This is a genomic window from Stenotrophomonas maltophilia group sp. RNC7 (assembly GCF_030910085.1).
GTDB classification, from domain to species: domain Bacteria; phylum Pseudomonadota; class Gammaproteobacteria; order Xanthomonadales; family Xanthomonadaceae; genus Stenotrophomonas; species Stenotrophomonas sepilia.
In genome coordinates this window covers 143,632-150,245 of sequence record NZ_JAVFVN010000648.1, presented here as the reverse complement: position 1 = coordinate 150,245, position 6,614 = coordinate 143,632, and the positions used below count along the sequence as shown (strand labels likewise).

The 6,614-nt window shown below is 67.8% G+C and carries 5 protein-coding genes; 3 read left to right on the top strand and 2 right to left on the bottom strand.

The features are described from left to right. The first annotated feature begins 305 nt into the window (after positions 1-305). Positions 306-842, top strand: a complete 537-nt coding sequence (locus tag RCF13_RS13495) for an adenine phosphoribosyltransferase (RefSeq protein WP_134969443.1) — start codon at positions 306-308, stop codon at positions 840-842. Positions 843-934: 92 nt separating this feature from the next. Here the strand turns inward: RCF13_RS13495 and dbpA are convergent, their stop codons facing one another. Together dbpA and RCF13_RS13485 are read right to left on the bottom strand one after the other, a co-directional pair. Beyond that, positions 935-2,311: an ATP-dependent RNA helicase DbpA gene (dbpA, locus tag RCF13_RS13490; RefSeq protein ID WP_134969442.1), complete on the bottom strand. Its 1,377-nt coding sequence runs from the start codon at positions 2,309-2,311 to the stop codon at positions 935-937. A 154-nt stretch (positions 2,312-2,465) separates the two neighbouring features. After that, positions 2,466-3,545 carry a YeiH family protein gene (locus tag RCF13_RS13485; RefSeq protein WP_134969441.1) on the bottom strand — a complete coding sequence of 360 codons (1,080 nt, stop codon included), beginning with the start codon at positions 3,543-3,545 and terminating at the stop codon, positions 2,466-2,468. A gap of 102 nt (positions 3,546-3,647) precedes the next feature. Here RCF13_RS13485 and RCF13_RS13480 point away from each other — a divergent pair, with 102 nt between their 5' ends. Together RCF13_RS13480 and RCF13_RS13475 are read left to right on the top strand one after the other, a co-directional pair. After that, complete coding sequence (locus RCF13_RS13480; protein WP_231352678.1) at positions 3,648-4,523, top strand: LysR family transcriptional regulator; 876 nt, start codon at positions 3,648-3,650, stop codon at positions 4,521-4,523. Positions 4,524-4,688: 165 nt separating this feature from the next. Then, entirely contained in the window at positions 4,689-6,572 is a 1,884-nt protein-coding gene (locus RCF13_RS13475; RefSeq protein ID WP_061477914.1) for an ATP-binding cassette domain-containing protein, read from the top strand. The last annotated feature ends 42 nt before the right edge of the window (positions 6,573-6,614 follow it).

Genomic DNA, 6,614 nt, shown 5'->3' with positions numbered 1-6,614 from the left:
GGCTTTGACCGATGTGGAGGTCTTGCAGGCCTCTTTGGCGACCTGCAGTTTGAAACGCGCGTCGTATCTGTTCATGTATCCCTCGGGGTTGGATCTGATGTCCAACTCCCGGGGGTCACTTCATGGACGGGTTTACGGCGTCTCCCGCCATCGGATCCACCCCGCCATCCCACAGGAAACCAGCTTCTGCCGTTGCCGTTGCTTGAAGCTTCCGCAGGTGCAGGGCGCAGCCCTGCCGACACCCCCAACAGGCAGCCGGCGCCCGGAACAGGTACCCTATGCCGCCATCAGATAGCCAATGTGACATGACCGACGCCATCGTCGTTCCGCAGTGGGCCTCCCGCCTGCGCGACATCGCCGACTTCCCCAAGCCCGGCATCCTCTTCAAGGACATCATGCCGCTGCTCGCCCATAGCGAGGACTTCCGCGGTGCCATCACCGCGATGGCCGACCGCTGGCGCGACCAGAAGCTGGACGCGGTGATCGGTATCGAATCGCGTGGCTTCATCCTTGGCGCCGCGATGGCACTGGAGCTGGGCGTGGGCTTCGTGCCGGTGCGCAAGCCGGGCAAGCTGCCGGGCCAGGTGCTGCGCGAGGAATACACGCTGGAGTACCGCAGCGACTGCATCGAAGTGCACGCCGACGCGTTGCCGTCCGGTGCCCGCGTCGCGATCATCGATGACGTGCTGGCCACCGGCGGCACGCTGGTCGCTGCGTTGTCGCTGGTTCGCCGCCTGGGTGTTGAAGTGGTCGGTGCAGGCGTGCTGGTCGAGCTCGACGGCCTGGGCGGCCGGGCCCGCTGGGAGGCGGGCTTGCCACTGCACACCGAACTGGTGTTCTGATCGAAGGGTGAATGCCAACCGGGGTTGGCATCTACCAGAGCGAAGAACCGGGAGCCGGTCGTTGCCAACCATGGTTGGCAACGCGGCTTCAATCACATCATCCGCACGCGGAAGCGACGGCCCTTGATCTTGCCGGCTTCCAGCCTGGCGACGGCCTTGTTGGCCTGTTCACGCGCGATCGCCACATAGGAGCGGGTCGGGAAGATCGCGATCTTCCCGATGAACTTGCTCGACAGGCCGGCATCGCCGGTCAGTGCGCCGAGGATGTCGCCCGGGCGCAGCTTGTCGGTCTTGCCGCCGTCGATGCGCAGGGTGCGCATCGCCGCCTGCGGCAACTCGGCCGGGCGCGAGGTCGCCAGTGGCGTCTTCTGCCAATCCAGCGGTTGCCCCATCTGCGCTTCGATGGCTTCGGCGCGGGTCTTTTCGCGGCCAGCCACCAGGCTGATCGCCAGGCCGCTGGCACCGGCACGGCCGGTACGGCCCACGCGGTGCTGGTAGCTCTCCACGTCGGTCGGCAGCTCGTAATTGATCACCGCCGCCAGCTCTTCCACATCGAGGCCGCGTGCAGCCACGTCGCTGGCCACCAGCACGTTGCAGCTGCGGTTGGCCAGCCGCAACAGCACTTCCTCACGGTCGCGCTGCTCCATGTCGCCGTGCAGGGCGAGTGCGGAGAAGCCGAACTGCTGCAGCGAGTTGGCCACTTCGTCCACGTCCTTGCGGGTATTGCAGAACACCACCGCCGATTCCGGCGTGTACTTCAACAGCAGGCCGGCCAGCGCCTTCTGGCGATGCGCCGGTTCCACCTCGCAGAACAGGTGGCGGATGGCCGGTGCCTGGTCGGCACCTTCCACGGTCACCTCCACCGTGTCGCGCAGCAGGTCACGCGCCATGGCGCGGATGCTGTCGGGGAAGGTGGCGGAGAACAGCAGGCTCTGGCGATCCCTGTGGGTGCGGCCGGCGATCTCGCGGATGGGCTCCTCGAAGCCCATGTCGAGCATGCGGTCGGCCTCGTCCAGCACCAGCGTGCGCACCGCGCCAAGATTCAGCGCGCGCTTGCGTGCCAGCTCCTGCACGCGGCCGGGCGTACCGACCACCACGTGCGGATCGTGGCCTTCCAGCGAGGCCAGCTGCGGGCCCAGCGGCACGCCACCCACCAGCAGCAACAGCTTCAGGTTGGGAATGCCGGTGGCCAGCTTGCGGATCTGCTTGCCGACCTGGTCGGCCAGTTCGCGGGTCGGGCACAGGACCAGCGCCTGCACGCGGATCAGGCTGGGGTCGATGGCCTGCAGCAGGCCCAGGCCGAAGGCGGCGGTCTTGCCGCTGCCGGTCGGCGCCTGTGCGATCACATCGCGGCCATCCAGGATGGCCGGCAGGCTCTGCGCCTGCACGGGGGTGAGGGTGGTGTAGCCGAGGGCGTCCAGGCCGGGCTGCAGGGCCGGGCTCAGCGGCAGGGTCGAGAAATCAGTCATGGCGCATTGTACCCGCCCGCGTGGCCGGTCCCGTCTAATAGGGCGGGGTCGGATCCCTTTCCGCAGGAAAGGGCTCTGATCCCCAATTGGAGCCGCCATCCATGCATGACGTGGATCTACGGGTGGGCGCCGACCCTGGTCGGTACGCTCCTGCTCAGCCCAGCACCGCCAACACACCCTGGTGGATCACCAGGCCACCGAACAGCAGCCAGGCGAACAGGATCAGCGCCAGCAGCAGTGGCTTCAGGCCGGCCTGGCGCAGCGCCGAGACATGGGTGGTCAGGCCCAGTGCGGCCATCGCCATCGCCAGCAGCACAGTATCCAGCTGCACCAGCCCGGCCTGCAGGCCAGCCGGCAGCAGGTGCAGCGAGTTGAAACCGGCCACCGCCACGAAACCGAACGCGAACCACGGCACTACGATGCGCGCCTTGCTGCCGTCGGCGCTGGCCTTCCCGCCACGCGCCAGCCACAACGACAACGCGACCAGGAACGGCGCCAGCAGCATCACCCGCACCATCTTGGTGATCACCGCGGTATCGGCGGCGGCCTCGCTGACCGTGCGGCCTGCGGCCACCACCTGCGCCACTTCGTGCACCGTCGCACCAGTGAACAGGCCGTACTGCCGTGCGTCCATCGCCAGCCAGCCGTGCGATTGCACCAGCGCATACAGGGCGGGGTACAGGAACATCGCCAGCGTGCCGAACACCACTACCGTCGACACCGCCACCGTGACCTGTGCCGCGCGGCCGCGCACCACCGGTTCGGCGGCCATCACCGCTGCCGCACCGCAGATCGCGCTGCCGGCGCCGATCAGCATTGCCGCCTCGCGTTCCATCTTGAACACACGTACGCCCAGCCAACAGGCCAGGCCGAAGGTGCTGGCGACCACCAGCACGTCCATCAGCACGCCGCTGACGCCGACATGACCGATGTCCTGGAAGGTCAGGCGCAGGCCGTACAGCACAATGCCGGCACGCAGCAGCCAGTGCTTGGAGAAACCGACGCCGGCCGCGCTGCTCGGTGCCAGCCGCGGGTAGAGCGTGTTGCCGACCACGATGCCGCCCACGATGGCGACGGTCAGTGCACTCAGGCCATGCGCCTGCAGCCAGGGAAGCTCGGCCAGGTACAGCGATGCCGCCGCGATCAGGCCCACCAGCAGAAGGCCGGGCAGGCGCGGCTGCCAGCGCTGGCGCAGGGCGGGCAGGGACCAGGGGGAGAGGGCGGGGGCGTTCATGGCAGGGGTAGGGCTGTAGTGACGAGGCAAGCGTGCGCCTTCGTCCATGACCTGTAAAACGAATAATATGGGTGAAATCTACCTATAGTATGGGTAATCTGCATGCGCCTGACCCTGCGCCAGCTTGAGGTTTTCGTTGCCATCGCCGACCACGGCAGCACCACCGCCGCCGGCCAGGCCATCGCGCTCTCGCAGTCGGCCAGCAGCGCCGCGCTGCAGGAACTGGAGGCGCACTTCGGTACGCCGCTGTTCGACCGCATCGGCCGTCGCCTGGCGCTGAACGGGCACGGCCGCGCACTGCTGGAGCCGGCGCGCACCCTGCTGGTCAATGCCGCCGATCTGGAGCGGCAGCTGGCCGCCGGCGGCGACCCATCGCAGGGAGCACCGCTGCGATTGGTGCTGGCCGCCAGTACCACCATCGGCAACTACCTGCTGCCGCCGCGCATTGCGGAACTGCTGCGGCAGGCGCCACAGGCCGAGGTCGACCTGCGCATCGACAACAGTGCCGGCGTAGTCGCCGCCGTGCAGCGCCTGGATGTGGACGCGGGCCTGATCGAAGGCCCGTGCCATGAACGCGGTTTGCAGGTCACGGCCTGGCAGCAGGATCCGCTGGTGATCGTCGCCGCCGCCGACGCGCCGCCGCGCTGGACGCTGGACGAACTGCGCCGCGCACGCTGGCTGCTGCGTGAGCCGGGCTCCGGCACCCGCGAAGCGGTGGAGCAGGCCCTGTTGCCGCATCTGCGAGGTTTCGCCCAGACCCTGCAGCTGGGCAATACCGAAGCGATCAAGCAGGCTGCGATCGCCGGCCTCGGATTGGCCTGCCTTTCGCGTCACGCGCTGGAAGAGCCGCTGGCGCTGGGTCGTCTGCGCGTGCTCGAGACGCCGCTGCCCGCCCTTCAGCGCACCCTGTGGCTGGTGCGCCACCCCGGCAAGCAATGGCTGCCCGGGTTGCAGGCGTTGCTGGGGGAGGTGGGGTAGCCGGGATCCATCCGCACAGCGCGAATTCCACGACGGGATCCGCGCCCCGCCGTCCCACAGGAAACCAGCTTTTGACGTTGCCGTTGAGGTTGCCGGCCAGCGGCCGGCACTACCGCGGGTGCCGGGTGCAACCCGGCCGACGCCCCCAACCCGTACAATATCCGGATGCCTCTGATTACTCTGCAGAACGTCGACTTCAGCGTCGGCGGCCCGTTGTTGCTGGAAAAGGCCGAACTGTCGATCGAGCCGGGCGAACGCATCGCCCTGATCGGCCGCAACGGCGCCGGCAAATCCACCCTGCTCAAGCTGCTGTCCGGCGACCACAAGCCCGATGACGGCGAAGTCCGTGTGCAGCAGGGCGTGCGCGTCACCCGCCTGGAGCAGGAAGTGCCACATGGCGCCGCCGGCTCGGTGTTCGACGTCGTCGCCGATGGCCTCGGTGAACTGGGCCAGTGGCTGGCCGAGTTCCACCATCTCAGCCATGCCGAGGTCTTCGATGGCGAAGCCCTGGGCAACGTGCAGGCCAAGATCGACGCCGCCAACGGCTGGGGCCTGGACCAGCGCGTCAGCGAAACCCTGACCAAGCTCGACCTGGACGGCGAGGCCGAGTTCGGCCGCCTGTCCGGCGGCATGAAGCGCCGCGTGCTGCTCGCCCGCGCGCTGGTGTCCAGCCCCGACGTGCTGTTGCTGGACGAACCGACCAACCACCTCGATATCGAAGCCATCGACTGGCTCGAAGCGTTCCTGAAGGGTTGGAGCGGCAGCGTAGTGTTCGTTACCCATGACCGCCGCTTCCTGCGTGCACTGGCCACCCGCATCGTCGAGATCGACCGTGGCCAGGTCACAAGCTGGCCGGGCGACTGGGCCAACTACGAGCGTCGCCGGGAGGAACGCCTCAACGCGCAGGCGCAGGAGAACGCGCGCTTCGACAAGCTGCTGGCGCAGGAAGAAGTCTGGATCCGCCAAGGCATCAAGGCGCGCCGCACCCGCGATGAGGGCCGCGTGCGCCGCCTGAAGGCGATGCGCGTGGAGCGTTCGCAGCGCCGTGATCTCAGCGGCAACGTCAAGATGGAAGCCGCGCAGGGCATCAGCTCCGGCAAGAAGGTCATCGACGTCAAGGATATTTCGTTCGCCTTCGGTGAGCGCACCATGGTCCGCGACTTCACCACCACCATCATGCGCGGCGACCGCATCGGCCTGATCGGCCCCAACGGCAGCGGCAAGACGACGCTGCTGAAGCTGCTGCTGGGCGAGCTGCAGCCGGCCAAGGGCGAAGTCAACGCCGGCACCAACCTGCAGATCGCCTATTTCGACCAGTACCGCGCGGTGCTGCGCGAAGACTGGAGCGCGATCGAGAACGTGGCCGAAGGCCGCGATTTCCTCGAGTTCAACGGCAAGCGCAAGCACGTGCATGCCTACCTGCAGGACTTCATGTTCACCCCCGAGCGCGCGCGCGCGCCGATCACCCGCCTGTCCGGTGGCGAACGCAACCGCCTGCTGCTGGCCAAGCTGTTCGCGCAGCCGTCCAATCTGCTGGTGATGGACGAACCGACCAACGACCTGGACGTGGAAACCCTGGAGCTGCTGGAAGAGCTGCTGGGCGAGTACACCGGCACCCTGCTGCTGGTCAGCCACGACCGTGACTTCATCGACAACGTGGTGACCTCCACGCTGGTGATGGAAGGCGACGGCGTGATCGGCGAGTACGTCGGTGGCTACAGCGACTGGCAGCGTTATGCGGCCAGCGTGGCAGCACCTGCCGCGACCCCCGCCGCCAAGCCGGCAGCCGCAGCACCTGCCGCACCGGCTGCTGCCACCCCGGCTGCGCCCAAGCGCAAGCTGGCCTACAAGGAAGCGCGCGAGCTGGAGCAGCTGCCGAAGACCATCGAGAAGCTGGAAAGCGATGTCGAAGGGCTGACCTCGGCGATGAACGATCCGTCGTTCTACACCCGCAGCAGTGCCGAAGTGACCGCGCACACCCAGCAGCTGGCCAAGGTGCAGGCCGAGCTGGATGCCGCGTACGCGCGCTGGGAAGAGCTGGAAGGCTGAGCGTTGACCGGCGCCAGCGGTTGCGCCGATTGATGTAGAGCC